Origin of the sequence: Streptomyces sp. NBC_00104 (assembly GCF_045160825.1) — a bacterium.
Classification (GTDB): Bacteria; Actinomycetota; Actinomycetes; order Streptomycetales; family Streptomycetaceae; genus Streptomyces.
The window spans coordinates 3322752-3349702 of record NZ_CP108215.1 but is presented as its reverse complement, the minus strand read 5'-3'; the positions used below and the strand labels follow the sequence as shown (position 1 = coordinate 3349702).

Genomic DNA, 26951 nt, shown 5'->3' with positions numbered 1-26951 from the left:
CGGCCGGGCCCCTGTGGGTCTGCAGCGATTCGATCGCATGAGGAGCGCTGCCGTGACTCCGCCCCATGTGGGGGCTTCCAACCCGAAGGTCGCGGTCCAGCCCGAACCGACCCCTTTCGGGGCGGAACGCACGTAACACAGCCCAGGCAAGTGAATTCCCCCACCGGACACAGCCGGTGGTCCCTCGCTAGGAGACTTATGGCAGAGCCGCGGCCCGTCCTGGAGATGACGGGCATAGTCAAAGAATTCCCGGGGGTACGGGCTCTGTCGGGCGTCGACTTCCGGCTCTTCCCCGGCGAGATACACGCTCTGATGGGCGAGAACGGCGCCGGCAAGTCCACCCTGATCAAGGTGCTGACCGGGGTCTACTCCCTGGACGGCGGCACGATCACCCTCGACGGAGAGCCCGTGCGGTTCGCCAGCCCGCTGCAGGCGCAGCAGGCCGGGGTCAACACGGTCTACCAGGAGGTCAACCTCTGCCCCAACCTGTCGGTGGCGGAGAACATCTTCATCGGCCGTGAACCCACCCGCTTCGGCCGCATCCAGTGGAAGCGGCTGCGCAAGGAGGCCGCCGAGCTGGTCGACCGGCTCGGCCTCGACATCGACGTGACGGCACCGCTGTCCTCGTACCCGCTGGCCGTGCAGCAACTGGTCGCGATCGTACGGTCGGTGGGCACCGGCGACGGGGTCGGAGCCGGCACCAAGGTGCTCGTCCTCGACGAGCCGACGTCCAGCCTCGACCGCGACGAGGTCCTCGAACTCTTCCGGCTGATGCGGCGGTTGAAGGACGAGGGGGTCGCGATCCTCTTCGTCTCGCACTTCCTCGACCAGATCTACGAGATCTGCGACCGCATGACCGTCCTGCGCAACGGCACCCTCGTCGGCGAGCACATGGTCAGCGAACTCGACCAGGTCGGCCTGATCCAGCTGATGATCGGCAAGGACCTGGACCAGCTGGAGGAGCTCCACGAGCACCAGCTGCACGCCGACGTCGGCGAGACCCTGCTGCACGCGGACGGCCTCGGCCGCACGGGCGGCATCGCCCCCTTCGACCTGGACATCAAGAAGGGCGAGGTCGTGGGCCTCGCCGGCCTGCTCGGTTCGGGCCGCACCGAACTCGCCCGGCTGCTCTTCGGCGCCGACCAGCCCGACAGCGGCAAGGTCACCGTGGGCGGCAAGCAGGTCCCGATGAACGCCCCGAACGACGCCATCGGCGCCGGGGTCGCGTTCTGCTCGGAGAACCGCAAGGCCGAGGGCCTGGTCCCCGATCTGACGGTCCGGGAGAACATCATCCTGGCCCTCCAGGCGGCCCGCGGCTGGACCCGGCCCATCCCGGCCGCCCAGCGCGACGAACTGGTCGCCAAGTACATCAAGGCCCTCGACATCCGGCCCGCCAACCCCGAGGCCCGCGTCGGCCAGCTCAGCGGCGGCAACCAGCAGAAGGTGCTGCTCGCCCGCTGGCTGATCACCCAGCCGAAGCTGCTGATCCTCGACGAGCCCACCCGGGGCATCGACGTCGGCGCCAAGGCCGAGATCCAGAAGCTCGTGGTGTCCCTCTCCGAGGACGGCATGGCCGTGCTCTACATCGCGGCCGAGCTGGAGGAGGTCCTCCGCCTCAGCCACACCATCGGCGTGCTGCGCGACCGCAAGCTGGTGGCGACGCTCACCAACGGGCCGGAGATCACCACCAGCAAGATCCTGGAGACCATCGCGAGCGGAGAACACCAGTGACCACCCCATCCGCGGCCACGACAGCCACGACGTCCCGCTGGCGAGCGCTGACGCACCACCACCTGTTCTGGCCCGTCGCGGTCCTGGTAGCCCTGCTGCTCGTCAACGTCCCCTTCACCCCCGACTTCTTCTCGATCAGGATGACGGACGGCCACCTCTACGGCAGCCTCGTCTCGATCGTGCTCTTCGGTTCGCCCCTGATCCTGGTGGCGGTCGGCATGACCCTGGTCATCGCCACCGGCGGCATCGACCTCTCCGTCGGCGCGGTCGTCGCCATCACCGGCGCCCTGACCTGCTCGTACATCAGCGACCAGGCGGACCAGAGCGCGCTGGCCGGGGTGTTCCTGGCCATGGGCATCGGCCTGGTGGCGGCGGTGGTCTGCGGTCTGTGGAACGGCTTCCTGGTGGCCAGGATGGGCATCCAGCCCATCATCGCGACCCTCATCATCATGGTCGCGGGCCGAGGCGTGGCCCAGCTGATCACCGACGGCCAGATCATCACGATCAACAGCGAGCCGTACAAGCTGATCGGCGGCGGCTACTGGCTGACGCTGCCGTTCTCCATCTTCGTGGTGGCCGTGGTCGTGGCGGTCACCGTCCTGCTGACCCGCAGGACGGCCCTCGGCCTCCTCGTCGAGTCGGTCGGCGGCAACGCCGAGGCCAGCCGCCTGGTCGGCATCCGCTCCCGCCGTATCAAGATCATGGTCTACGTCTTCTGCGCCCTGTGCGCGGGCATCGCGGGCCTGATGATCAGCTCCAACACCTCGGCCGCCGACGGCAACAACGCCGGCCTGTGGATCGAACTCGACGCGATCCTCGCCGTGGTGATCGGCGGCACCTCGCTGCTGGGCGGCCGGTTCTCCATCGGCGGCACGGTGATCGGTGCCCTGGTCATCCAGACCCTCACGACGACGATCTACACGATCGGCGTGCCCACCCAGACCAACCTGGTCTTCAAGGCGGCCGTCGTGATCGTCGTCTGCCTGCTCCAGTCCCCGAAGTTCCGCGCGAAGGTCTTCGGCGCCCGGTTCGGTTCCAAGCCCGGCGCGACCGGCGGCGGTACGTCGCCCGCGGCCCCGGCGAAGACCGTCACGACGCCCGCCGAGGCGGCCCCGAAGATGGAGGTGTCGTGATGACCGCGACCACCAAGACCCCGCCGTCCCAGGACAGCCGTACGGCACCGACGTCCACGACCACGTCCAAGGTCTCGGCGCTCCTCGCCGACCGGCGGCTGCCCGTCCTGGTGACCGCCGCGCTCTTCCTCGCGATGTACATCGCGGGCCTGGGCCGCTACCAGAACTACGGTTTCAACGAGCCGCAGGTCTTCCTCAACCTCTTCATCGACAACGGCTATCTGCTGGTGGCCGCCGTGGGCGCGACCTTCGTGATCCTCTCCGGCGGCATCGACCTCTCGGTCGGCTCGGTGATCGGCTTCACGACGATGTTCACGGCCTGGATGGTGGAGCGCCAGGGCCTGCCGATCCTGCTGGTGATCCCCATGGCCCTGGCCGTGGGCGCCTTCGGCGGCTTCCTGATGGGCTATGTGATCCAGAACTTCGAGATCCAGCCCTTCATCGTGACCCTGGCCGGGCTCTTCCTCTTCCGGGGCCTGTGCCTGGTCATCAGCAAGGAGTCCATCGCCATCGGCGACGAGACGGTGAGCAGCTTGGCCCAGACACAGGCCCAGCTGGGGATCGGCTTCCTGTCCATCGGCGCGATCGTCGCCCTGGTGGTCCTGGCCGTGGCCTTCTACGTCCTGCACTACACCCGCTTCGGCCGCCGCGTGTACGCCATCGGCGGCAACGAGCAGTCGGCGATGCTGATGGGCCTCCCGCAGGGCGGCACCAAGATCGCCGTCTACACGGTGTCCGGCTTCTGCTCGGCCCTGGCGGGTCTGCTCTTCACCCTCTACATCCAGTCCGGTGACCCCCTGCACGCCACCGGCATGGAACTCGACGCGATCGCCGCCGTGGTCATCGGCGGCACGCTGCTCACGGGCGGCTCCGGCTACGTCCTCGGCACCCTGTTCGGTGTCCTCGTCCTGGGCCTCATCAAGAGCATCATCCAGTTCGAGGGCACCCTCAGCTCCTGGTGGACGAAGATCGCCACAGGCGTGCTGCTGTGCGCGTTCATCCTCATCCAGCGGGCGATGACGGCACGCAAACAGACCTGAGCGCGACCCGGGTCGGGAGGGGACGCTCGCCCTTGCGGGGTGAGCGTCCCCTCGCTCAGTTCTCCCGGTCCGGTGCCCGGTTCTCCCGGTCCAGGAACTTCGCGACGGTCTCCACGAACCGATCGCCGTCGTCCAGCCACGGATGATGCCCGGCTCCCGGCTGTACGACGAACTCGGCGCCCCCGGGGAACAGCGCGGCGTACTCGCCCATCGCACCGGGCGGCGAGTTGAGATCGACCTCCCCGGCGAGCACGAGCACCGGCGCCCCGAACCGCCGGTACGCGGCCCGCGTCCCCTCCGGGTCGAAGGCCCCCTCACTCCCGAAGACGCGCGCGGCCTCGGGATTGCGCTGCTCGGCGTCGGCGGCGTCGAGGGCCCGGGCGGCCTCGTCCAGGCGCCCGTGCAGGAACGGCGCGACGGCCGCCCAGTGCCGCTGCGCTCCCCGCCCCGCCACGACCTCCTCCAACGCCGCGAACGCCTCCCCGAACCACGGCTCACCCTCGCGGAGCCGGGCGACCGCGAGCCGGTCCTCGCCGCCGACCGCGATCCCCACACCCAGGGGACTGGGCGTGATGAGAGCGAGCCGCCCGACCCGCTCGGGATACGCCCGTACATATGCCGCCGCGAGGTTCGCCCCGGCACAGTGCGCGAGCAGATCGACGCGCTCCACCCCGAGATGCTCGCGCAGCGCCTCCACATCGCCGACGAGCCGGTCGCAGCGGTAGGAGGTGGTGTCCTCGGGGACCGCCGACTCCCCGGTGCCCCGGAGATCCAGCATCACCAGCCGCCGGTGCGCGGCCAGCCCGCCGAGGTCACCGAGGTAGGCGGACGCGCGCATGGGCCCGCCGGGGAGGCAGACGAGCGGCGGACCGTCGCCGGCCGTGCGGTAGGCGAGCGAAGTGCGGTCGGGTGCGCGGAAGGTGGCCATACGGCCGACCCTCACAGCCCCCTCGCCGCAGGGCAACCGCAATTCGCCCCGCCCCGCCCTCCTATGGCTCCGCCCGTGTCCCGCCGGGCCCGGAACCCCCGTCCATCACGCGGTACATGCCGATCGAGCCGTGCGCGGCGGTGTCGGCGAAGCCGAACTTCTCGTAGAGGAAGCGGGCGGGGCCGTCCGCGATCAGGGAGACGTAGGCGGTGGCGGGCGCCCGGCGCTCCAGTTCCCCGGTGAGCGCGGCCATGATGCGCCTGCCGAGGCCGCGGCCCTGGTGTGCGGGGTGGACGCAGATGTCGACGATCTGGAACGCGGTACCGCCGTCACCGATGACGCGCCCCATGCCGACGGGCTGCCCCGCGTGCCGCAGTATCACCCCGTGCCAGGTGTGGGGCAGGGCGAGCGCGACCGCTTCGGGATCCTTGTCCGACAGACCGGCGTCGGTGCGCAGACGGCGGAAGACCTCGACGGAGGGCACGCCCACGCTCAGCTCGTAAGGGTCATTCAGGGTAGGCATGCATTACACGGTAGCCGGTCGGGTCGGGCCGCACCCCGTGTTCGAGGGTGGTGGGGGAGGGGCCTGGGGTCATCGGGCCCCTCCCCACCGGGGTGCCGTCAGCTTGTGCCGAGGAGCTTCTTCATCTCGGCGATCTCGGCGGTCTGCGCGGTGACGATGTCGTCGGCCATGGCCGTGGCGGGCCCGTACGCACCCTTCTTCTTCTCGGCCGTGGCCATCTCCACGGCGCCCTCGTGGTGTTCGACCATCATGGTCAGGAAGAGGGTGTCGAAGGCGGTGCCGGACGCCTTCTCCAGCTCGGCCATGTCCTTACCGCCCATCATGCCGGGCATCCCGGCCCCGCCCGAGTGATCCATGCCCGGCATCTCGGTCCCGCTCGGCACGTCCTCGCCCCAGGCCTTCAGCCAGCCGGTCATGGTCTCGATCTCCGGGTCCTGTGCCTTCTCCACGCGTGCGGCGAGGTCCTTGACCTCGGCGGAGGACGCCTGGTCTGCGGCCAGCCCGGCCATCTCCAGGGCCTGCCGGTGGTGCGGGATCATGCCCTGCGCGAAGGACACGTCCTGGGCGTTGTGCGCGCCGGCCGACGTGGGCGACGAGGAAGCGGAGCCGTGGCCGCCTGCGGTGTGGCTGTCTCCGCCGTCACCTCCGCAGGCGGCGAGGACGAGAGCGGCGGTGGCCGACGCGGCCACCACGGCGACGCGGCGGGCCAGAGTGCGGGTACGGGGACGGGTACGGGTGGTGCGCATGCTGCAACTCCTGCTGTGCGAAAGGGATTCGGAATCCGGACGTGCCGACGCGCGCCGTGTCGCCGAGCCGGTGACACGGCGCGGGGCGGTGTCTAGATCCGCAGGAGTTGGAGTTCCGCCAGGGACGGGGGTGCGCGTGCGCCGTCCGGAGGTGAGAGCACGTACGCGCACACGTCGTCGGCGGATACGGGTGCGGGCACCGGGTCGGGCACGAGTCCGGGCAGTGTCGGCCCGCCGCTCACCGCGCCCGACGCGCAGGTCGGATCGGCGTGCTGGGCGTGGTCCGTGCCGCAGCCGCCCGGGCAGCCGTCGTGGGCGTCGACCGCCACCGCGACCGCGGCCGCCATTCCGTGCCGCGGCTCGGCGTGTTCGTGGTGGACACCGCCGGGAGCCAGTGCGTGCATCCCGAACAGCCCGGCCAGCAGCCCGAGCACGAGCAACGCCCGCCACCGCCCCAGGGGCGGTGGCGCGCTGTGTCGCTGTGCGCGGGCTGTCATGGCCCTCATGCTACGGGCCCCGCCCGACTCCTCTGCCGACAGGTCGAGTTGGCGCCGCGTTCCCGCCGCATCCCGCCGCCGCCCGGACGCCACCTCGCCCCACACCAGGGCCGCACCGACGGCCACCCCGAGGCCCGGGCAGCCGCCTTACGCCTCCAGCATCCGTCGCAGCAGATCCCGCAACGACTCCCGCTCACCCGTGCTCAGCGCCGCCAGCGGCTCCCGGGCGAAGTCCAGGGAATCCCGCAGGCTGCCGGCCACCCGGCGCCCCTCCGCCGTGGCCGCCGCCAGCTTCACGCGGCGGTCCTTCGGGTCGGGGAGGCGCTCGACCAGTCCCCGTGCCTCCAGCCGGTCCACGATCCCCGTCACGTTCGACGGCTCGCAGCGGAGTTTCTGGGCGAGGCGGCGCATGGGGAGCGGTTCCAGGGAAAGGAGGCCCAGGAGGCGGGCCTGGGCGCCGGTGAGCGTGTGCTCGGCGGCGGCTTCCTCGTACTCCTCGTGGTAGCGGGCCACCACCGTGCCGATGAGTTGGACGACCTCCATGGTCAGCGGGTCGATGCGGGGGGTCGTCTTCTGCGTGGGCATGGGTTCGAGGCTACCTCTTTACTTGACAACATGAAATATTCAAGCGCATGGTTGTTTCAGGTAATGAAGTAACCGCACGGTATGCCCACCGCATGCGCCACGCACCCGCAGGAAGGCCCACCCCCATGTCCGACACCCCCGCCCTCCCCGCCACCAGCCGCGAATGGCACCTGCTGAGCCGCCCCGTGGGCTGGCCCAAGGACGAGGACTTCGCCCTGGTCGAGGCGGAGATCCGGCAGCCCGGCGCGGGTGAGGTCCTCGTACGGAACACGTACCTCTCCGTGGACCCGTACATGCGTGGCCGCATGAGCGACGCGAAGTCGTACGTCGCCCCGTTCGAGCTGGGCAAGGTCATGCAGGGCGGTGCCGTGGGCGAGGTCGTCGCCTCGGCGGCCGAGGGCATCGCCGTCGGCGACCACGTGCTGCACTTCGGCGGCTGGCGCGAGTACGCCACGATCGACGCCAAGCAGGCCGTGAAGGTCGACCCGGACGCCGCGCCGCTCTCCACCTACCTCGGTGTCCTCGGCATGACGGGTCTGACGGCCTACGCGGGCCTGCTGCGGGTCGGCGCCTTCAAGGAGGGCGACGCGGTCTTCGTCTCCGGCGCCGCCGGTGCCGTCGGCAGCCAGGTCGGCCAGATCGCCAAGCTCAAGGGTGCCTCCCGGGTCATCGGCTCCGCCGGCTCCGACGACAAGGTCAAGCTCCTCGTCGAGGAGTACGGCTTCGACGCCGCCTTCAACTACAAGAACGGCCCCGTCTGGGAGCAGCTCAAGGCCGCCGCCCCCGACGGCATCGACGTCTACTTCGACAACGTCGGCGGCGAGCACCTGGAGGCCGCGATCGGCGCGCTCAACCTGCGCGGCCGGGCCGTGATCTGCGGAATGATCTCCCAGTACAACTCGACCGAGCCGACCCCGGGCCCGCGCAACATGGTCAAGATCCTGCAGAACCGCCTCCGCGTCGAGGGCGTCCTCGTCGGCGACCACTACGACTTCCAGCCCCAGTTCGTCCAGGAGGTCGGCCCCTGGGTCGCCTCGGGCGCCCTCAAGTACCGCGAGACCGTCGTCGAGGGCATCGAGAACAACCTGGAGGCCTTCCTCGGCGTCCTGCGCGGCGACAACACCGGCAAGATGATCGTCAAGCTCTGACCCCCTCCCCGTGACGAACACCCGCGTACGTTCGTTGCAGACGACGGAGTCCGCACCCCTGGACGTGGGGTGCGGACTCCGTCATGTGTACGGGAGCAGGTGTGCGGCGCTCAGACGGCCAGGGCCGCCGTGTGCACGGCCTGGACGAATCCGGTGTTCTCCGGTGCCGCCCCGCCCGGGAAGGCCATGCGGCGGCGGGTGTAGCCGTAGGCGAGGCCGCTGCGGGGGTCGGCGAAGGCCTGGGAGCCGCCGGCGCCGCTGTGGCCGAAGGTGCCGGCGCCGAGGAAGGGGTACAGGTTCTCGGCGGTCGCCTGGAAGCCGAGGCCGAACGCCCTGGGGGCGCGGGCCACGAGATCGTGGCCGAGGGAGTGGATCTGGCCGATCTCGCCGATGGTGTCGGGCTTCAGCAGCGGCGGCCGGCCGTCCACCGTGCTGATGGCCGCCGCGTACATTCCGGCGAGCCCGCGCGCCGAGGCGACACCGCCCGCCGACGACTGCCCGCTCGCGCGCACGATGCGCGCGTTGGGGAAGTCCGTCAGCTCGCCCGGCTCCGCCACCTGGTTGTTGAACGCGATCGACGCCAGCGTGTGCGGGCCGTGCGGTACGGCGTCCAGCTCGGCCTGCTGCGCGGGCGTGGGCGTCATCGGCAGCACGGTCCGGAAGCGGGGCTCCAGCTCGGCCGGCAGCCCCAGGAAGAAGTCGAGCCCGTACGGGGCGCGCACCCGCTCCTCGTACACCTCCTGGAGCGTGCGGCCCGTCACCCGCCGTACGACCTCTCCGGTGAGCGCGCCGATGACGAGTGCGTGGTAGCCGAAGGCGGCGCCCGGACGCCAGAACGGCCGCTGGACGGCGAGACGTTCGGCGATGACGCGGTCGTCCGCCAGCTCCTCCAGCGTGAACCCGGCGTCGGTGCCGACGAGCCCCGCCCGGTGCGCGAGCAGCTCCCGCAGGGTCAGCGCGCCCTTGCCCTCGGCCGCGAACTCCGGCCAGTAATGGGCCACTTCACGGTCGAGCTCCAGGACACCGTCCTGGACGAGCAGTGCGACGACGAGATGGGCGGCGCCCTTGGTGGAGGAGAACACGCCGTGCAGCGAGTCCCCGTCAGGCCTCGGCTCCGTGGCCGTCACCGGCCGCGTCCGCGCCGCCGGCACCGCCCACAGATCCACCACCCGCCGCCCGTGCACATACGCGGTCAACTGCCCCTCGTAGTCCGCCCGTTCACCGGCCACGAACACGGCGAACTCCTCGCGCACCGCCTCGAAGCCGTCGGCGACCGTGCCGTGGACGGCGGCCTCCCCTGTCTGCTGCGTCATCGCACTCCCGTCTGGACGATCGACCGTGTTCGGTGGTCGGGTGGGTCAGGACACCCTCAGCAACGCCCGTCCCACCTGCGGGAATTCCCCCTTCGGATGGTCGCGGAAGAGGGGCTCCGTGCCGAAGAGGACCGCGTTCGGACCGCTGACCACGGAGGGTTGGCCCGCCGCCGCTGCCGGGCCGCCGGTGCCGTCGTCCAGCGGTCGCCAGTGCCCGGAGACCAGCGGGTTCCCGGTGCCGTACGACTGCTCGACGGTGACGTCGCCGCCGAGATCGGTGAACCACACGGGCGCGTAGACGAAGCTGTGATCCGGCGCGCCGCCGGTCACCGCACCGCCCGAATTCACCACGCGGACCACGCCGTTGGCGTCCCCGTTGCCCTGCACCGCCGTCGCCTTCAGCTGCCCGGTGGCCGAGGCGATCGCCGCGCCGGCCGCACCCCGGCCGACCAGACCGTGGCCGGAGAGGAACCCGGTGAGGGCCGTACGGGCGGACGTGTTCAGACCGCCGTACGACAGCCCGGACGACACGAACAGCACATCGGCCCCCGACCAGTCGAAGCCCGCGTTGAGGACCGCCGTCGACACCGGCACCACGTCGAAGTTCATCTCGCGCAGCGCGAACAGCTCACCCGCCGTGACGGCGGCGGCGACCCGCACCCGGTGGAGGGGCGTCCCGCCGACGCTCCTGGTCGCGTCGAAGACCACGTCGTACGACCGGGCGAGCGCCTCGGCCTTCCGTCGTGCCGACGACGGCACGAGCACACTGCCGTCGGCCGCCTGCCGTACCGAAACTCCGTCCCTGAGAAGGGAGTTGAGGGCGGCGATCTCCTGCGGGGAGTCGAGACGGAGGCGCAGGTCGCCGCGCGGGGCCACGTACCCGACGCGGCCGGCGGCGGTCACCGGGCGGGCGGGGACGGAAGCCGGACGCCCGCTCCTCGCCTCCTCCACGGTGGCGCCCCACAACCGCCCCAGGCTCCAGCCGGAGATGTCGTACATCACCGAGACCTTGTCGCTGATGTCCCGCCCGTCGGCGAGCAGCACGTTGGCCAGTCCACGCTTCGGCTGGCGCATGTCGACGACGTACGAGCCCTTCGCGTACGACCGCCCGCCGAGCCGGAAGGAGCGGGTCGCGCGGGTCACGCGCACGTCGTTGGCGAGCAGATGGTCGACGAGCCGCGCGGCGGCCGTGGCGGACCGTTGGGCGCCGCCCGCCGGGATGACGTAGGCGCGCGGGAACACGGTCGTGTAGACGTCCTCGGGACCGATGCCGGGCACCCCGGGGACGGTCTCCTCGGAGACCGGGACCTGGGCCGCGCCCGTGGCGCCGCGTCGGAAGACCTCGATCTGGTCGGCGATGAGGGAGGTCCGGTGCTCCCGTACGAAGTCGAGGGTCGCGCGCAGGGCCGCGCCCGCCACGTCCACGTTGACGGCGGACCGGCGGCGGAGTTCGTCGACGGGCAGCGACTCGTACGCCGCGTTGTTCACCTGGAGCGGGATCTCCACCGTGTGCGCGGCGACCGTGCCGTGGAAGGCCGCGTACTGCGGGGTGAAGACCGGCGGCCAGTCGTCCCAGCCCTCCTCCGCGTCGCGGAACGGGATCTGGGCCGGGTCGACACCGTCCTTCTCGGGTGTGTAGCCGAGGCCGTTGACGGCGGACTCCATGCCGAGGGCGTTGGCGTAGGTGTTCTTGAGGAAGAGGTCGTACTCGTAGTTCTCGCCGTGCGGGGGAGTGGTCGGCTCGATGAGGGTGCCGTTGACGTACCCGTGCAGGTCGAGCATGACGGCCGGCTGCTTGTCGATCTCGATCTGTCGTATCGCCCGCACCTCGGGCTGCGAGGCGGTGACGAAGTCCCGGTTCATGTCGAAGCCGCCCGCGTTCGTACGGGTGCCCGCGATCCGGCCGTCCGGGTTGGCGGTGATGTTGAAGTACAGCCGGGAGTGGGCGAGGAGGTCCCTGGTCCTGCCGTCGCTCGCCGTCGCCAGCCGCTCGATGAGCTTCAGGGACGCGTCCGTGCCCTCCCACTCGTTGCCGTGGATGTTGTTGTTGAAGAAGACAGGCGTTTTGTACGACTTCTTGACGGCCGGGTCCTTGGCCGCCGACTGCGGTGATTCCTCGATGAGTTCACGCATACGGGCCTGGTCGCGGGCCTGGCGTGCGGTCTCCGGGGCGGTCACGGTGACGAGGTAGAGCCGGTGACCGCCGGCCGACCGCCCGGCGACCTCCACGCTCACCCGGTCGCCGAGCCTCTGGAGGGCGTTCAGCTTCGGGGCGATGGCGTGGTACGGGGTGAGGCCGAGCTTGATGGACTTGTCGGCGGGGTTCTCCGGGTCGGGGGAGAGGACCTGCTCGCGGGGATAACCGCGCCCGGAACCCGCCGTGTCGGCGAGGTCGGCGACCGGTGCGGTGAGGGCCCGCTGGGCCGCGCTCGCGGGGGCCTGGGCGGCGCCCCGGGGGAGGGCCGAGCCCTCCCGGACCGGCGGCTTCGGGTCGGCGGCGCCCGCGGGGTGCGGGGCGATCAGGAGCGACCCTGCGGTGACGGTGACGGCGGCGACGCTGAACAGTGTGGATCTCGGGCCGGGTCTCGGCGGACGCACGCTACCTCCTGGAGTGGGGTTCCTCGGACGTGCCGGTGCGGGTGTCAACCGCGGGCGGTCAACCACAGGTGGTCTACCTGTTCGACTCCTGGGCAACAAGAGGGCACTGCTGCCACGGACGCGTCCCACGGAACGTGGCGGGGTGCCGGGGGCGGCATGCTGAGGCCGGTACCGGTACCGGTCCGGTACGAGGCGAGGCGAGGAGGGCCCAGGGCCCCTGTCCCCGATCGCACTGCCCTCGGCGCCCTCGGCGCCGGCCTGGCCCCGGTCCTCGACACGGTCGTACCGGCGGTGGCGGCGGCTTCGGCGGCCATCGCCGAGCCGGTGAAGGCGAGTTCCCACTTCGGGGGGCCTGCCGCTGGGCGGGGCTGTCCCTGGTCCGGTTGTGCTCGGGCGGGTTGCCCTCGGACGGGTTGTCCTCGGGCACCACACTTACATGAGGGTTTTCGGGCCGCCCGGAGCCAGTAAGGGAAGTAGTTGACGAAGGGGAACTGACCCCCGTGCGCGAAGAGCCGTCCAATCAGCACCGCCGCCCGTGAGAGGCCGCACGAAGTAGATGCCGCCGGAGACGTCCGTGAGCATCCCCGTCCGGCCCGCGTCCTCGTCGTGGACCTCGTCGCCCACCCACGCCTTGCCGTCCTTCACTGCTCGACCTCGGTCTTCAGCTCGGCCCAGACGGTCTTGCCCCAGCGGCGGAGGTCCGTGCCCCAGCGGTCCGAGAGGGTGTCGACCAGGAGGAGGCCACGGCCCCGGATCTGGTCCCCGTCGGAGTCGGTCCGCAGCTCCGGCATGACGCGGGAACGGTCGACGACTCCGAGCCGGATCCAGCCGTCGGAGGGGCGCGTGACGAGGATCCGGATCGAGGGGAGACGGCCGTGGTCGACGGCGTTGGAGACCAGCTCCGTGATGACGTTCAGGGCGTCATCGATCAGGTGATCCTGGTGCCAGGCCGCGAGTGCCGTGCGGACCAGTTTCCGCGCCGCACCCGCACTCTCCGGCACGCGATCGAACGTCTGCGAATATCCGGGGTGCCCTGTGGGGCGTGGCGTTGCGGTCACAGTCATCAGGACCTCAGGAGGGGTGCGGGGGTGAGTGGCCTTACCTGAGTGAACGGTCCCCGGCCCCCGCGTGGCAGGAAAAATCGGCCTGGTGTGTAACCGGTCCGACCGGAAATTTCCGGGCCAAGACCCTCACTGACGAGGGATCAATCTACGGTTGATACGTGGAGGGGAACGAGAGCCTCAGCAGCGCGATGCAGGAGCGCGGCTTGACCCAGGTGGAGTTGGCCGAAGCGGTGAACACCCGGCTGATCTGCGCCGGGCACGAGGGAACGGTCAGCGACCGGACGATCCGCAACTGGCTGACCGGAAAATCCCAGTGGCCCCACCCCAAGCAGCGTGAGGCGTTAGAGGCAGTATTCGGATGTATGGCCGAGGAGCTGGGGTTCAGCCCTCCGGCGCGAAGACAACGCCCCGCCACCGAACCGGAGTCCCCAGTGGAGCGCAGGAACTTCCTCACCGCCACCACCGGAACCGCCGCCTCTGCGGTGCCGTTCGTCGGAGCGCCTCCGCAGGTCGGCACCTCTGACGTTCTCCGGCTCCGCTCCGGCCTGGACGCCCTGATGGAACTGGATGACACCAGGGGAGGCCACGAGGGCCTGGAGCGAGCCGCGCTGTCCGGGGCGGCCGAGGCCCTGGACAAGCAGAAGCTCGGCGCCACCCAGCGCATCCGGCTCCGGCTCTTCTCGATCGCTGCCGATTACACCGCCACGGCCGCATGGAGCGCTCTCGACGCCCGGCAGGCCGACCGGGCCCAGGCTCTCCTGGGGCGGGCGCTGTACCTGGCCAGGATGGCCCAGGACCCCGTGGCGGAGATGAGGGTCTGGAACTCCTACGCGATGCTGGCCCACCAGCGCGGGGCGCTCACGGAGGCCATCGACTCGGGCCTGGCCGCTCAGGCCACGGGCATCACCAAGCGGGACCCGATGTTCGCCTCCCTCGCCCACGCCCGCACGGCCATCGGACACTCGAACCTCGGCGACCGTCAGGCCGCCCTGCGCTCCCTGGGGCACGCACGGGAGGCCCTGGGCAAGGTGGACCGGGACCAGCCCCGTCCGAGCTGGATGGCCTTCTACGGCCCGGCTGAGCTGACGGCCATGACAGCCATCGTCCGGGACCGGATCGGGGACGCGGCAGAGGCCGAGGCGGCCTCCCACAAGGCCCTGGGCGCGATCCCCAAGCAGTTCCGCAGGAACCGGGCGCTGGCCACCACACGGCTCGCTCTCGCCCAGCTCCACCAGCGGGACATCGACCAGGCGTGCTCCACCGCGTCGAACGGATTCGAGCTGATGACGGGCGCCCCCATCCCAGGCCGGATGCGCTCCCTCCTCGGCGACTTCTACCGTGACCTGATCACGCTTGCGCCGGACGCCGGGGCCGCCCGAGAGTGGGGAGACCGCTACCGAGCCGAATGGAGCAGAGCTTGAGTGCCGCTGATCTGGTCGTACGCCGCTTCAGTAAGAAGGACCTGGCGCAGATCCGTCAGGCACTGATCGACGTGCACGCCGACGCCTACGTGGATGCGATGGATGACGAGTTCAACCAGCGCTTCCCCTGGTTCGTCGACCACTGGGGCGGTAATCCGGACTTCGATTGCGTGATCGCCTTCGACGGCGACGAGGCGGTGGCGTTCGCCTACGGCGCCCCGTCCACTCCGTACCGCGAGTGGTGGCGCGAGCATCTCCACCCGGCGCCGGAGCAGGACCGGACGTTCTCCTACTCCGAGCTGGCCGTCCGTACGGAGTGGCGCAAGACCGGGACGGCTGAACTGGTGACCCGGGCCCTTCTGGGCGAGCGGGACGAGGACCTGGTGGTCCTGCTCGTCGACACCGAGCACCCGCGCGTGCAGGCGATGTACGAGTCCTGGGGCTTCCGGAAGGTCGGGCAACGGCAGCCCTTCCCGGACTCCCCCGTCTACGCCGTGATGCTGGCGGAGTTGCCCCTCAGCTAGGTCTGCCCTCGTCCTCCAGTGCGGCCCGTGCCGCCTTTGCTGAAGCGTCCGAGTGATGTTCCATATGGCGGCTGTAGTTGGGTCGGCGGGGGTTGTGGTGCGCCAGGTCATTTCATGTCTCTGACCTTGTCAGCGAATTCGCTCGCCGCCCTGACCACGGCATCAGGCCCCGCGATGGCAACGGTTGCACGGCGTTTTCGGATATTGCTCTGGAGTGATGCGTACTGTTCCATGGAACACGTCGATCAGCGGGTAGCGGGCCACGATCTGTTTCTGCGGGCGCCGGTCGGCCGAGCCGTCGGGGTCGAGGAACCGGCGGTGGTTGATGCCCAGACGCGCCAGCTACCGGCCCACAGTACGTTCACTGATGCGTACGCCCTGCTCCGTGAGTTCGAGTGTGATCCTGCGGGCGGACCACTTGTTGTCCCGCCGCAGCTGCTCGATCCGTTCGACGACGTCGGGCGGGGTCTGGGTCGGTGAGGAGTGCGGGACACTCGGGTGGTCCCAGAGTCCGGCTTCGCCGTACGGGTCGTAGCGGTTCTTCCACTTGGACAGGCAGGCCCGGGGGACGCCTGCCTCGGCAGCGACGTGGGCGATCGGACGGGCGCGGCAGCGTTCGACGAGCCGTCGGCGTCCCTCAATGGTCAAAGGAGCGTTCGCATGCGTCACTGGAGCACCTCGGCGCTCCGGCCGGCCGCGATCACTGTGCGAAGAGGGAATGCGATGAGCAGCGCAACAGCGACCAGGAACCCGCTCGACCACAGAGGCCCGATATTTCCGACTGCGGTGCCGAGGGTGGTCGCGGCGATGAGGGGTCCGACGGCGGCGCCGACGTTGAGTGCGGCCGTCGCGTACGAGCCAGCCATGGTCGGGGCTCCTGCGGCCTCATAGAGGACCCGTGTGATCAGGGTGCTGCCCAGCGCGAACGACAGGGCGCCCTGCACGAACACGAGGGCGAACAGGGCGACCGGCTTGTTGGCCAGCACTGCCAGGACCGGCCAGCCGATGAGCAGCAGCGGGCCGCCGACTGCGATGACCAGACCGGGACGCTGGTCGGACAGTCGGCCGGCGATGGTGACCCCGGCGAAGGAACCGGCACCGAAGAGCACCAGAACGACAGAGATCCACAATTCTCCCAGCCCGGCCGCGTCGGTCACGACGGGGGCGAGGAAGGTGAAGCTTCCGAACGTGGCTGCGTTCACCAGCGCGCCGAGCAGCATCACCAGAATCAACGGCGGCCTTGTGAGCTGGGCGAGCTCCGCTTGCAAGGCTGGCTCGCCAGTCGCCTCCTGCTTCACACGTCCCGCCGGGATTGCCTTGAGGATGCCGAGAGCTGCAGGCAGGCAGAGAGCGGCGACGGCCCAGAATGTGGTCCGCCAGCCGAGCACCGTGCCGAGTACCGACCCGCCAGGGACACCGGCGATCGTGGCCACCGTGGTGCCGGACAGCAGCACGGCCAGCGCACGTCCCTTCTTGTCGGGTGGGACCAGCGTGGCGGCAGCCGTGAGAGCGACGGCGAGAAACCCTGCGTTCGCGAGTGCGGCGACTACCCGGGTGGCGAACAGGACCGGGAAGCTGGTGGTGATGGCGCCCACGGCGTGAGCTGCCGCGAAGGTGAGGATGAACCCGAGAAGGCTGGAGCGCCTGGGCCAGTTGCGGGCAAGCGCGGCCACAAGGGGAGCACCGATGACCATGCCGACCGCGAAGGCCGAGGTGAGCGTGCCTGCTGTCCCGACTGTGACATCGAGATCTGAGGCGATGTCCGGCAGGAGGCCGGCGAGCATGAACTCCGAGGTGCCCATGGCGAAGACCGCCATGGCAAGCAGATACAGCGGGAGAGGCATCGAGTGGCTCCGAGGTGAGGAGAAGCACGAGAAGGTCATCTCGTCACCGCGGCCAGCCCCAAGGGCACCCTCGCCCGCCCGCAGAATGCGGTGCGACGACAGGGCTACGAGCTCAGTGGTTCAGGGGGCTGACGGCGTGACCGAAAGCCCCCGCCTTGTCTGACTCAGGACTCGACATGGCCCGCACGGTACCCGACTGATGCTCGTCGAGGCACCTCGGTTTCACCGGCATTGGACTGTGCAACCAACGTCATGTCCCGCAACACCTGGACCACCCCACCAAGACCAGCCGGCGGACCAGCCTCCCCAGCCGCCCGCCGGGGATGCCGATCGAGCCGGATGGCCAGGAGGGGACGACCCGGGCCGCCTTCGGGTGTTACGAATCGGCGGTGAACCCTTCCGACACCTCACGCCCGTCCGACACCTCACGCGTCGCGCGCCTGACCACCCACGGCGCCGTCTCCACCGCCCTGGCCCTGCACAGCGACCGCGCCCTGGCCGAACTCCTCGACACGGCGGCCCCGATCGGTTCCGGCATCGGCGGGACGTCGGCCCTGCTGGAGATCGACGGAATCCCCGTCTTCGTGAAGCGTGTGCCGCTGACGGACCTTGAGCGGCGGCCGGAGAACGTCCACTCCACGGCGAACCTCTTCCGCCTCCCGCTCTCCTGCCAGTACGGCGTCGGAGCCGTCGGCAGCCCCGGCTTCGGCGCCTGGCGGGAACTGGCCGTCCACACCATGACGACGAACTGGGCGCTCGCGGGGGAGTACGACGGCTTCCCGCTCATGCATCACTGGCGGGTGGTGCCGGGCTCCACACCCCTCCCCGAGGAACTGGCCGACACGGAACGGGCCGTCGCCCACTGGGGCGGCGACCCCGGCGTACGCCACCGCATCGACGCCCGCCGGACGTCGTCCGCGAGCGTCGCGCTGTTCCTGGAGTTCTTCCCGCGGACCCTCCACGAGTGGCTGGGCGAACAGACGACCGCCGACGCCGGGACCGCGGACCGGGCCTGCGCCCTGGTGGAACGGGAACTGGCCGCCGGCATCTCGTTCATGAACAGCCGAGGCCTGCTCCACTTCGACGCCCACTTCCAGAACATCCTGACCGACGGTCACCGGCTCTACTTCGCCGACTACGGCCTCGCCCTCTCCTCCCGCTTCGACCTGTCCCCGCAGGAGACCGCCTTCTTTGACCGCCATCGCGGCTACGACCGCTGCTACGCGCTCAGTTACTTGGTGAAGTGGCTGGTCACCGACCTGTACGGCCACGGCCGGGACGAGCGCGAGACCCGGATACGCGCGTACGCCCAGGGCGAGCGCCCCACCGGCATCCCGGACACGGCCGCGGCGATGATCACCCGGTACGCCCCGCTCACCACGGTGATGACGGACTTCTTCCACCGTCTGGGGGAGGAGAGCAGACAGACCCCGTACCCGCGGGAGGAGCTGCGCGGGCTCCTCCTCTGACCTAAGGGAAATATGCAGTTGCCTAAAGGATTTAGGCAACTGCATAATCGGTGCCGTCGAACGAAAGGGCGGTGTCACGGTCATGGCACGCGTAGGGCTCACCCCGGAACGCCTGGCCCGGGCGGGCGCGGAGCTGGCCGACGAGATCGGCTTCGCCGAGGTGACCGTGTCGGAGCTGGCGCGGCGGTTCGACGTGAAGGTCGCGAGCCTGTACTCGCATGTGCGGAACTCCCAGGACCTCAGGACCCGGATCGCCCTGCTCGCCCTGGAGGAACTGGCCGACCGGGGCACCGCCGCGCTCGCCGGACGGGCCGGGAAGGACGCGCTGGCGGCGCTGGGGAACGTGTACCGCGACTACGCCCGCGTACACCCCGGCCGCTATGCGGCGGCCCAGCTGAGGCTGGATCCCGAGGCGGCCGCGGCCAGTGCGGGCGGCAGACACGCGCAGATGACCAGGGCGATCCTGCGCGGCTACGACCTGACCGAGCCGGACCAGACGCACGCCGTCCGGCTCCTGGGCAGCGTCTTCCACGGCTACGTCAGCCTGGAGGCGGCCGGCGGCTTCAGCCACAGTGCCCCCGACTCGCAGGAGAGCTGGGACCGGATCCTCGACGCCCTCGACGCCCTGCTGCGCAACTGGCCCGCCCCTCCGCCCCGTTGACGGCCGTGCCGCCCACGCCACGTAACCGCCGGACAGTCCACCGTTCCTAGAGACCGAGCGGGAGTGAGTCCTGTTGCCAGAACCCATGCTCAGCCGAACGCCCCGGACGGTGCTGGGCGTTCTGGTTGCCCGCGTTCGCTCCGCACCCGGCGCGCACAGATCGTGTCCGTGGTCCGGGAATGCGGGGGCGGGGTTCCTCACGCCCAGGAACCTCCGGTCGGGCCTGGACGGTCCGATGCCCCACCGCATCGCTCCGGTGCTGTGGGGGCGGTGTCGTCCGTCGCCGGATCGGGTGTCCCTGGGCGCGCCTTCCGATCGCCACGGCGGCAGCATCATGGCGAGTGGTCTGACGGGTGGTACTGGTGAGGGGTTTCTGCCAGTGCTGGGCGCCCCAGCGGCTGGTGTAGGCCGGGTCGACGGCGATGACAGCGATGCCTGTCCTGTCGGCCATCGAGGCCAGGCGGGCGCGGAGCTTGCTGGTGGGCATGCCGGAGATGAGCCGACGGAAGCGTGTGCGGCGTCCGTGTTTCTCGCGGGTCTTCTCGGCGGCGAAGTCCAGGTCCTCGACCGCGATCGCCTTCACCCCACAGGTGCGGGCCCAGTGCAGGAGGCGGGTCAGGGCGTGGCGGACCTGGGCGTCGCGATGTTCGGCGGTGCCGGTCAGGTCGTAGAAGAAGCGGCGCGGGCTGCCGGTCGGGTTGCCGTGGACATCGAGGCGCCAGGCGGCCAGGTGGTCCGCGTTCATGTCGACGCCGATCACTCCGTGGGCGAGCGCGGCCTCGATGGGGAGGGTGGGGGTGGGCGGGATCTGCCAGGAGGCGGTCAGATACCAGCGGTCGCGGCCGGTGTCGTAGTGGATGCGGTAGGCGATCGCCCGGTCGGCTGCGACGCGGTTCGCCCACTCGCCGCCCCGGTGCGCGAACGCGACCCGGCGCGCCAGGACGTACCGGCCGCGCGGGGCGTTCGCCAGATGCGTCAGCGGGGCGGGCAGCTTGATGCTCACCTCGCCGTCGGGGCTGATGCGGATGGTTTCGTTGCCGTAGCGCTTGCCGGACTCCCCGTCCGCCTGACAGAACCAGCGCTCCGCCTCCCACCGCCCACGCCACGCGGACTCGGTGAGCTGGGCCGTCTCCAGGTGGTGGCGGGTGCGGGCCAGACGCTTGCCGCCGCGCACCACGTGCACGACTCCGGCCTCACGTTCGGCCCGCGTGGCAGCCACCCGGTCCTGAAGCACCCGCAGACGACGCGACTTCGCATGCCACTCCCGCTGGGACCGATAACCCCCGGGCGCCTTCTTGGTTCCCTTCTGCCCGACCGGCCGGGACAGCCGGTCCTCGATGGTGCGGATGCCGGCTTCCAGGTTCTGGATGTGCGCGAGCTGGCAGCGCCGGGCCAGCGCCCACTGGTCGTGCGTGGCCTTGGTGATCGCCCCCGCCCACCGCGACGACGACAGCGGCGTCAGCTCCCGCTTACGCACCGCCCATGTCTCAGCGGAGTGGTCCAGGCCGTCCCGGCAGCGGGTCTTGAGGTCCTTCGAGGCCAGCGACCCCAGATGTGCGCCCACCAGGCGCAGCACCTTCTCATCCCCGGGCGTCAGCTGCTTGAGGCGGGTCCGGACAGCCACACCAGACGGTACGGACGCGACGAACGGCGCCCCCACACTCCGCAGCACACCCATCCCGTCACCCCCACCCGAAGATCCCGTCGCTATGGGCAACGAGCACCTCCCATGAAGGTCACGCATGCGATGAGGGAACGTCAGTTCCCGACTGAAACCGGCCCCACGACCGAGGCACGCGACACGACACCGACCTCCAGCACTCACTCCCACTCACCACAACGTTCTTGAACCCACTCCAGCGACAGCAGCTCCAAACCCCCACCGATCGTCAGGTTGAGCCATGCCCCCACAGCACGAGAACCACCGGGACCGCCCGCAGCGCTCCTGGACCACCACCCCCATCACCGCCGACCTCCTGCGCGGCGCCCTGGAGTTGGAGCGCACCGAGCACGGCGTGCTGCCGCACCGGCTGCCCGCCCGGGCCCGTGCGCAGTGCGCCGATCCGCAGCTGGCGATGGTCGAGTCCCAGCCCTCCGGCGTACGACTGGTCTTCCGCACCCGCGCCACCGCCGTCGAACTCGACGCCCTGCGCACCAAGCGGAGCTATGTGGGCGCCCCGCCCCGCCCGGACGGCCTGTACGACCTCCTCGTCGACGGCCGCCTGACGGGCCGGGCGAGCGTGCCGGACGGCAACACCATCACCATCGACATGACGGCCGGTACGGAGGAGTTCCGTCCGGGCCCACCCGGCACCGTGACCTTCACGGACCTCCCCGCCGGCCTCAAGACGATCGAGATCTGGCTCCCGCACAACGAGACCACCGAACTCCTCGCCCTGCGCACCGACGCCCCCGTCGAGCCCGCCCCCGACCGGGGTCGCAGGGTCTGGCTGCACCACGGCAGCTCGATCAGCCACGGCTCCGACGCCGCCGGCCCCACCGCCATCTGGCCCGCCCACGCAGCCTCCCTCGCGGGCGTCGAACTGATCAACCTGGGCCTCGGCGGCAGCGCCCTCCTGGACCCCTTCACCGCCCGCGCCATGCGGGACACCCCCGCCGACCTGATCAGCGTCAAGATCGGCATCAACCTCGTGAACCACGACGTGATGCGGCTGCGCGCTTTCACCTCCGCCGTCCACGGCTTCCTCGACACGATCCGCGACGGCCACCCCACCGCACCCCTCCTCGTCGTCTCCCCGATCCTCTGCCCCATCCACGAGGACACCCCGGGCCCCAGCGCCCCCGACTTCACCGACCTCGCCGAAGGCCGCCTGCGCTTCCGCGCCATGGGCGACCCGGAGGACCTCACGCCCGGAAAACTGACGCTCCGAGTCATCCGCGACGACCTCTCGGCCCTGGTCGCCCGGCGCGCGAAGGACGACCCCCACCTCCACTACCTCGACGGCCTCGCCCTCTACGGCGAGTCCGAGGCCACGACCCTTCCCCTCCCCGACGGCCTCCACCCCGACGCCGAGACCCACCGCCACATCGGAGAACGCTTCGCGGAACTGGCCTTCACCGCCCACGGCCCCTTCGCGCCCTGAGGGGCGCGGGGAACCCGCGCGACCGGCCCCGCACCACCGCACGGACGCTCCCACCGAAGCCCTCCGTCATCCCCTCTCGGTAAAGTGCGCCCCATGCGCGATCTAGGGGTGGGTTTCCAGTACCTCGTCCAAGGCCAACGCTGGGTGGCCCGACACGGCAGGCAATACGGCTTCGGGCTCGTCCCCGGCCTCATCACCCTCGTCCTCTACATGGGCGCCCTGGTGGCCCTGGCCGTCTGGGGCCCGGACTTCGTCACCTGGGCCACCCCCTTCGCGGACGACTGGTCCAGCCCCTGGCCGGGCCTCTTCCGCGGTTTCCTCACGGTCGTCCTGTTCGCCCTCGCCCTGGCGCTCGCGGTCATCACCTTCACGGCCGTGACGCTCCTCATAGGCCAGCCCTTCTACGAGAACCTCTCCGAGAAGGTCGACCGGGACGTCTCACCGGACGGCACCGCACCGGAGTCCGGCCTGCCGCTGTGGCAGGAGCTGTGGGTCTCGGCCCGGGACAGCCTCCGTATCGTCGCGCGGGCGCTCCTGTGGGCCGTCCTGCTCTTCGCCCTCGGCTTCGTCCCGTTCATCGGCCAGACGGTCGTCCCCGTGATCGGCTTCTTCGTCACCGGCTTCTTCCTCACCGAGGAGCTGACCGCGGTGGCCCTCCAGCGCCGCCGCGTCGAACTCCGCGACCGCCTCGCCCTCCTGCGCACCCGCAAGACGCTGATCTGGGGCTTCGGCACCCCGCTGGCCCTCGCCTTCCTGGTGCCGTTCGTCGCCGTCTTCCTGATGCCGGGCGCGGTCGCGGGCGCCACCCTCATGGCCCGCGACCTGCTGGGCGAGGAGACGACCGGCGAGGACGAGCGGAACCAGGTTCCTCCCACCGGCCACCCGAACCCCATGTTCCGCAAGCCCGAAGTCGGCGCGTGAAGGGGATCCTCGCCGTCGCGGTCCGCGCTCCGGGTTCCCTCACCCCGTCGAGCGGCTGATCGCCACGGTCACGATCGCCCGCACCTGCGCGATGATGTCCAGCCGGTTCCGTACGAACTCGGCATCGGTCACCGTCCCGGTCGCCGGATCCGTGTTGCCGGCCCCGAACTGCAGGACCGGCGTGTGCACATGCCCGCCCGGCAGGGAGGAGCCCAGCCCCAGCCGGTCGCGCAGGAGCGTCGCGCGGTAGGCGATCTCGTTGGAGAGGTAGTCGCCGCCGCCTCCGGCCCGCGCGGTCGAGCCCGGCGTCGGTCCGTCCGGGCGTACGACCGGCGCCGTGCCGCCCGCCGGGATCTCGGTCACGCTCGTGTTGTCGTACACCGGGAAGCGGCCGGTGTTCGCGGCGACGATGTCCGCGTACGGCAGGGTCGTGGTCGTCCACTGGGGCTGGGTGGCGGGGTCGGCCACCGGGATGGTCCCGGTGCGGCCGATGGTGTCGTTGTCGGCGAAGCCGCCGCGCCAGGCGCCGTTGGTCCGCTCCACGTCGAAACGGCCGACCCGGCCCTGGCTGACGGTCGTGAAGAGGTCCACGCGGGGCAGCTGCCGCCGGAGCGTGCGCTCGACGGTGCCGTCCGCGAAGTCCTGCCAGCGGACGGGGAAGACGGCGGTCTCGACGCGGGTGAGTCCGTCGGCGGTCCTGATCACCGTCCCGTCGAGAGCGAGCGCCGTCGCCCCGGACGGGTTGGAGATCCTTACGTCCCGGTCCAGCGTGAACGGATCGAACCCGGTGACGAGGATCCGCTTCACATTCTTGCCGCCCCGGGGGTAGCGAAGCGAGTCCTGCCCGCGCGACGACCGCTCCAACTTGCGCAGCAGCGCCGCCCTCTGAGGATCACTCAGGCCGAACTCCGGCTCCCACCCCCGCACTTCCCGCGTCATCCCCAACCGCGCCCAGTACAAGGGCCGGTCGTCGTCCCGGCTCAGATCCCCGCCCGCCGGGCCCCGCCCCTGCGCCCGGTCCACCGCCCGCGTCCACAACCCCGCACCCTGCCGTACGACGATCCGCTCGGCCTGCGCGTACGACCGCGCCCCGTCCAGCGCCCGCTCGAACTCCGGTGCCACGGCGTCGAATCCGGACCGCCGCAGGATCTCCTGGGGCACGGCCCGGTCGAGCCGCTGCTCCTCGACGGTGGGGGGCTCCGCCGAAGAGGCCGAGGCCGAAGCCGAGGCGGGGGCACAGAGTCCCGCCAGCAGGGCCGCCAGCCCGACGGCCGCCCCGCGCATCCCGGGCCCGCCGAGCCGGGCGCGAAGGGAGGCTGGAGAAGCCGGGGAGATCGGGGAGGCAGGGCAGGCCGTGGAAGTCTGAGACGTCTGGGACATCGGGGATATCAAGGGAGTTAGGGTCCTTCCGTCGCTGCCGCGCTGCGGGGATGTCGCTCCGGACGACGGCAGTATCGCGTGACGGAAGGGGCGCACGCCATGCCGCGTGGCTCAGGTGGCGGCACCTCGCGCCGCCGGAATCCGCGCTGCCGCCTCCCGCAGGGCACCCAGGAACGCGCGCGCGGCGGGCGACGGCGCGCCCCCGCGAGCCGTCGCCGCGTACACCGCCCGCCCGGGCGCCGCCTCGTCCACCACCGGCAGCAGCACGATGTCGGGCCGTACGGACTCGGCGGCGAGCGCCGGCACCAGCGTGACCCCGAGCCCGGCCGCCACGTACCCCAGCTTGGCGATCCACTCCACGGCGACATGCGCGATCCGTGGCCGGAATCCGTGCCGCAGCGCCGCGTCGAGGAGCGTGCCCTCGGGCCGGGAGTCGCCGGATATCCAGTCGGCGTCGGCGAGTTGGGGGAGTCGTACCGAAGGGAGGCCCGCGAGCGGGTAACCGGCGGGGACGGCGACGTACAGGGACTCGTCGAGGAGGTGATGGAGGTCGTACGCTTCGAGGGTCACCCGTCTCGTCGTCGACACGATCGCCAAGTCCAGCTCTCCAGAGGCCAGCTGATCGAGCAATGCGGGAGTGAAGCCCTCCTCCCGGGTGAGCCGTACGCCGGGATGCCGGGTGCGGAAGGCGGCGATGGCGTGGGGCACGAGCGCCGCGTCCGCCGTGGCGAACGCGCCGATCCGCAGCCGTCCGCCCGCCGCCTCCCGCAGCGCCGCCAACTCCCGTTCCGCCCGCCCGAGTCGCTCCACGACAGCCTCGGCATGCGGTACGAGCGCCCGCCCCGCCTCCGTGAGCCGCACCCCGCGCGGCAATCGGTCGAACAGCGCGGACCCGCCCAACGCAGCCTCCAGCGAGGCGACTTGCCGCGACACGGCCGACTGCGTCCACCCGAGCGACCGCGCGGCCACGGTGAACGACCCGTGCCGCGCGACCTCCAGGAACACACGCAGCCAGAAGGCGGAGAGATCGGGGACGTTGAAGGCGTCGGCGGGACCGCCCCCGGACGAAGCCGAAACCGAAACCGAAGCCGAAGCCGAGGACGGGGGCAGAGGCAGGGACGGAGGCGGGGGCGAGGGCGAGGAAGAGGACGAGGACGAGGACGAGCCATCCGATCCATGCGCGTCATGCATGGTGGCCATGCTAGACATTCGCTTGTCGCATTCCGCCGCCGGACCTAGCGTCGAGGCCATGGAGATCACCCTCGGCAACCCGGCCTCCGCGCCCCAGCCGCTCAGCCCCTACTACTCGCAGGTCGCAAGGGTCCAACTCGCGGACGAAAGCGCCCTGTTGTACCTCTCGGGCCAGATCGGCGAGGGTGCCACCCTGGCCGACCAGAGCCGCGCCGCCTTCGAGACCATCGCCGCCCTCCTCGACGCCCACGGCGCCACCCTCGCCGACATCATCAACATCCGCACCTATCTGACGGACATCAGCGAACTCCCCGAATATGGCGCCGTACGGAGCCGGTTCCTCACCAGCACGCCCCCGACGAGCATGACGATGGAGGTGCCGAAGCTCTTCAGGCCGGAGGCCCGGGTGGAGATCGAGGTGGTGGCGGCGGTGCCCGCGAGCACCTGACCCTCAGCCCGTGCCCGCGTCCGTGTCCTCGCCCAGCAGCCCCAGGAAGTCCCGGAACGCCCCCGGCATGTCCACGGCCGCCGGGTCCAGCAGCCACTGGTACTGCAAGCCGTCCATGACGGCCACCAGCAGGGGTGCCGCCCGCTCCGGCGTGAGCCCGCTCGGGAGGCGGTCGCCGTACTCGGCGCGCAGCACCTCGGCCATGGAGCCGCGCACCCTCCCGTACCGCTCGGTGAAGAACTCCCGCGCGGGATGCCCCTCGGTGACGCTCTCGCCGAGCAGCGCGGAGAAGGTCTGCACGATGCCGGGCCGCATGGCGTTGTACTCGACGAGGGAGCCCAGCAGGTCGAGCCGCAGCGGACTGTCGGGCACGGCGTCCCACCGGTCGCGTTCCTGGAGGACGGCGACGAGCAGCGCGTCCTTGGTGGGGAAGTAGTGCAGCAGCCCCTGCTGGGTGAGCCCGACGCGCTCGGCGACCGCGGCCATGCTCGCGCCCCGGTAGCCGCGCTCGGCGATCACCTCCAGGGTCGCCAGCACGATCTCAGCGCGCCGCTCCTCACCCCTGACGCTCCTGGTCCCGCTGGTACCGCTCATGCCGTCACCGTACGGCATCCGACCCCACCGAACAGCGGGAAAAGTAACAGCAGGATAACGAAACCTACCGATCTACAGGTAATGGATG

General features: G+C 70.8%; 24 protein-coding genes and 1 pseudogene. 11 read left to right on the top strand and 14 right to left on the bottom strand.

Features of this window, described 5'->3' with window-relative positions; translation table 11 throughout:
* Positions 1–198 precede the first annotated feature (198 nt).
* The 3 genes from OG272_RS14535 to yjfF are packed head-to-tail and all read left to right on the top strand — an operon-like array spanning position 199 to position 3904.
* Positions 199–1731: a sugar ABC transporter ATP-binding protein gene (locus OG272_RS14535; protein WP_328222935.1), complete on the top strand. Its 1533-nt coding sequence runs from the start codon at positions 199–201 to the stop codon at positions 1729–1731.
* On the top strand, positions 1728–2864 hold the full coding sequence (locus OG272_RS14530; protein WP_326583092.1) for an ABC transporter permease: 1137 nt from the start codon (positions 1728–1730) through the stop codon (positions 2862–2864). The genes OG272_RS14535 and OG272_RS14530 overlap by 4 nt, the downstream gene beginning before the upstream one ends.
* Complete coding sequence (gene yjfF / locus OG272_RS14525; RefSeq protein ID WP_327729922.1) at positions 2864–3904, top strand: galactofuranose ABC transporter, permease protein YjfF; 1041 nt, start codon at positions 2864–2866, stop codon at positions 3902–3904. Before OG272_RS14530 ends, yjfF begins: the two co-directional genes overlap by 1 nt.
* Positions 3905–3959: 55 nt before the next feature.
* Here yjfF and OG272_RS14520 read toward each other — a convergent pair whose 3' ends face one another.
* From OG272_RS14520 to OG272_RS14500, 5 genes are all read right to left on the bottom strand, one after another.
* Positions 3960–4832: an alpha/beta hydrolase gene (locus OG272_RS14520; protein WP_326583094.1), complete on the bottom strand. Its 873-nt coding sequence runs from the start codon at positions 4830–4832 to the stop codon at positions 3960–3962.
* A 61-nt stretch (positions 4833–4893) separates the two neighbouring features.
* Positions 4894–5355: a GNAT family N-acetyltransferase gene (locus OG272_RS14515; RefSeq protein ID WP_326583095.1), complete on the bottom strand. Its 462-nt coding sequence runs from the start codon at positions 5353–5355 to the stop codon at positions 4894–4896.
* A 98-nt stretch (positions 5356–5453) separates the two neighbouring features.
* Complete coding sequence (locus OG272_RS14510) at positions 5454–6101, bottom strand: DUF305 domain-containing protein (protein WP_405893548.1); 648 nt, start codon at positions 6099–6101, stop codon at positions 5454–5456.
* Between the two features lie 92 nt (positions 6102–6193).
* The gene (locus OG272_RS14505; RefSeq protein ID WP_326583097.1) at positions 6194–6598 is read right to left on the bottom strand and encodes a DUF6153 family protein; all 405 of its coding nucleotides are present in this window, start codon (positions 6596–6598) and stop codon (positions 6194–6196) included.
* A 147-nt stretch (positions 6599–6745) separates the two neighbouring features.
* Positions 6746–7183: a MarR family transcriptional regulator gene (locus OG272_RS14500; RefSeq protein ID WP_326583098.1), complete on the bottom strand. Its 438-nt coding sequence runs from the start codon at positions 7181–7183 to the stop codon at positions 6746–6748.
* A gap of 125 nt (positions 7184–7308) precedes the next feature.
* Here OG272_RS14500 and OG272_RS14495 point away from each other — a divergent pair, with 125 nt between their 5' ends.
* Positions 7309–8331 carry an NADP-dependent oxidoreductase gene (locus OG272_RS14495; RefSeq protein WP_405893546.1) on the top strand — a complete coding sequence of 341 codons (1023 nt, stop codon included), beginning with the start codon at positions 7309–7311 and terminating at the stop codon, positions 8329–8331.
* A 110-nt stretch (positions 8332–8441) separates the two neighbouring features.
* Here OG272_RS14495 and OG272_RS14490 read toward each other — a convergent pair whose 3' ends face one another.
* The 3 genes from OG272_RS14490 to OG272_RS14480 form a co-directional block, all read right to left on the bottom strand.
* On the bottom strand, positions 8442–9644 hold the full coding sequence (locus tag OG272_RS14490) for a serine hydrolase domain-containing protein (protein WP_405893545.1): 1203 nt from the start codon (positions 9642–9644) through the stop codon (positions 8442–8444).
* 45 nt (positions 9645–9689) lie between these two features.
* A complete protein-coding gene (locus OG272_RS14485; RefSeq protein WP_327729927.1) occupies positions 9690–12242 on the bottom strand; it encodes a M14 family zinc carboxypeptidase in 2553 nt (850 codons plus the stop codon).
* 641 nt (positions 12243–12883) lie between these two features.
* Positions 12884–13243 (bottom strand): ATP-binding protein, encoded by a 360-nt coding sequence (locus OG272_RS14480; RefSeq protein ID WP_405893544.1) that lies wholly within the window; start codon positions 13241–13243, stop codon positions 12884–12886.
* A 221-nt stretch (positions 13244–13464) separates the two neighbouring features.
* On the opposite strand from OG272_RS14480, the gene OG272_RS14475 reads away from it, so the two are divergent.
* A complete protein-coding gene (locus OG272_RS14475; RefSeq protein WP_327729929.1) occupies positions 13465–14727 on the top strand; it encodes a helix-turn-helix transcriptional regulator in 1263 nt (420 codons plus the stop codon).
* Positions 14712–15251 carry a GNAT family N-acetyltransferase gene (locus OG272_RS14470; RefSeq protein ID WP_405893543.1) on the top strand — a complete coding sequence of 180 codons (540 nt, stop codon included), beginning with the start codon at positions 14712–14714 and terminating at the stop codon, positions 15249–15251. The genes OG272_RS14475 and OG272_RS14470 overlap by 16 nt, the downstream gene beginning before the upstream one ends.
* A 249-nt stretch (positions 15252–15500) precedes the next feature.
* On the opposite strand, the pseudogene OG272_RS14465 reads toward OG272_RS14470, so the two are convergent.
* Positions 15501–15920: pseudogene (locus OG272_RS14465) on the bottom strand (helix-turn-helix domain-containing protein); the annotation flags it as partial.
* The gene (locus tag OG272_RS14460; RefSeq protein WP_327729931.1) at positions 15917–17095 is read right to left on the bottom strand and encodes a Cmx/CmrA family chloramphenicol efflux MFS transporter; all 1179 of its coding nucleotides are present in this window, start codon (positions 17093–17095) and stop codon (positions 15917–15919) included. The gene OG272_RS14460 and the pseudogene OG272_RS14465, both read right to left, overlap by 4 nt.
* A 389-nt stretch (positions 17096–17484) precedes the next feature.
* On the opposite strand from OG272_RS14460, the gene OG272_RS14455 reads away from it, so the two are divergent.
* Positions 17485–18564, top strand: coding sequence for a protein kinase family protein (locus OG272_RS14455; protein ID WP_327729932.1), 1080 nt, complete (start codon positions 17485–17487; stop codon positions 18562–18564).
* 82 nt (positions 18565–18646) lie between these two features.
* Positions 18647–19225, top strand: coding sequence for a WHG domain-containing protein (locus OG272_RS14450; RefSeq protein ID WP_327729933.1), 579 nt, complete (start codon positions 18647–18649; stop codon positions 19223–19225).
* A gap of 46 nt (positions 19226–19271) precedes the next feature.
* Here the strand turns inward: OG272_RS14450 and OG272_RS14445 are convergent, their stop codons facing one another.
* The gene (locus OG272_RS14445) at positions 19272–20903 is read right to left on the bottom strand and encodes an IS200/IS605 family accessory protein TnpB-related protein (protein ID WP_405893541.1); all 1632 of its coding nucleotides are present in this window, start codon (positions 20901–20903) and stop codon (positions 19272–19274) included.
* A gap of 223 nt (positions 20904–21126) precedes the next feature.
* Here OG272_RS14445 and OG272_RS14440 point away from each other — a divergent pair, with 223 nt between their 5' ends.
* Positions 21127–22329, top strand: a complete 1203-nt coding sequence (locus OG272_RS14440) for a GDSL-type esterase/lipase family protein (RefSeq protein WP_405893540.1) — start codon at positions 21127–21129, stop codon at positions 22327–22329.
* Between the two features lie 93 nt (positions 22330–22422).
* Positions 22423–23250 (top strand): EI24 domain-containing protein, encoded by an 828-nt coding sequence (locus OG272_RS14435; protein ID WP_327729936.1) that lies wholly within the window; start codon positions 22423–22425, stop codon positions 23248–23250.
* A gap of 39 nt (positions 23251–23289) precedes the next feature.
* Here the strand turns inward: OG272_RS14435 and OG272_RS14430 are convergent, their stop codons facing one another.
* Both OG272_RS14430 and OG272_RS14425 read right to left on the bottom strand, forming a co-directional pair.
* Positions 23290–24534: a pyroglutamyl peptidase gene (locus tag OG272_RS14430; protein ID WP_405893539.1), complete on the bottom strand. Its 1245-nt coding sequence runs from the start codon at positions 24532–24534 to the stop codon at positions 23290–23292.
* A 207-nt stretch (positions 24535–24741) separates the two neighbouring features.
* A complete protein-coding gene (locus tag OG272_RS14425) occupies positions 24742–25821 on the bottom strand; it encodes a LysR family transcriptional regulator (RefSeq protein ID WP_405893538.1) in 1080 nt (359 codons plus the stop codon).
* A gap of 58 nt (positions 25822–25879) precedes the next feature.
* Between OG272_RS14425 and OG272_RS14420 the strand changes: the two genes are divergently transcribed.
* Positions 25880–26269: a RidA family protein gene (locus OG272_RS14420; protein WP_405893537.1), complete on the top strand. Its 390-nt coding sequence runs from the start codon at positions 25880–25882 to the stop codon at positions 26267–26269.
* Between the two features lie 3 nt (positions 26270–26272).
* Here OG272_RS14420 and OG272_RS14415 read toward each other — a convergent pair whose 3' ends face one another.
* On the bottom strand, positions 26273–26881 hold the full coding sequence (locus OG272_RS14415) for a TetR/AcrR family transcriptional regulator (protein ID WP_405893536.1): 609 nt from the start codon (positions 26879–26881) through the stop codon (positions 26273–26275).
* Positions 26882–26951 lie beyond the last annotated feature (70 nt).